We start from the raw sequence: 752 nt of genomic DNA on the forward strand, positions 1-752 counted from the left end.
GCCGCGCACTTGAGGATGTGCGAACCCACCGGGGTGGAGCCGGTGAAGGCGATCTTGGCGATGCGCTTGCTGGTGGCCAGGGCTTCGCCCGCTTCCTTGCCGAAGCCTTGCACCACGTTGAGCACGCCAGCCGGCAGCAGGTCGCCGATCAGCTCCAGCAGCACGGTGATGCCCAGCGGGGTCTGCTCGGCGGGTTTGAGCACGATGCAGTTGCCGGCCGCCAGGGCCGGCGCCAGCTTCCAGGCGGCCATCAGCAGCGGGAAGTTCCACGGGATGATCTGCCCGACCACCCCCAGCGGTTCGTGGATGTGGTAGGCGACGGTGTTCTCGTTGATCTCGGCGGCGCCGCCTTCCTGGGCGCGGATGCAGCCGGCGAAGTAGCGGAAGTGGTCGGCGGCGAGCGGGATATCGGCGTTCAGGGTTTCGCGCACCGGCTTGCCGTTGTCCCAGGTCTCGGTGACGGCCAGCACTTCCAGGTTCTGCTCGATGCGGTCGGCGATCTTCAGCAGGATGTTCGAGCGGTCCTGGACCGAGGTGCGGCCCCAGGCATCGGCGGCGGCATGGGCGGCATCCAGGGCTTTCTCGATGTCTTCGGCAGTGGAGCGGGGGAATTCGGCGATCGGCTGCCCATTCACCGGCGAGGTGTTGGTGAAGTACTGGCCTTTGACCGGGGCGACGAATTCACCACCGATGTAGTTGCCATAGCGGGACTTGAAGGAAACGACAGCGCCGGGGGTACCGGGTTGGGCGTA

At 66.6% G+C, this 752-nt stretch carries 1 protein-coding gene; it reads right to left on the reverse strand.

Annotation, left to right across the window (positions count from 1 at the left end; translation table 11 throughout):
* On the reverse strand, window positions 1-752 hold a 752-nt coding region (locus ACFW0B_RS25860; protein ID WP_449151804.1), incomplete at both ends, for an aldehyde dehydrogenase family protein.

This window comes from Metapseudomonas phytobenefica, from assembly GCF_043392685.1.
Lineage (GTDB): Bacteria > Pseudomonadota > Gammaproteobacteria > Pseudomonadales > Pseudomonadaceae > Metapseudomonas.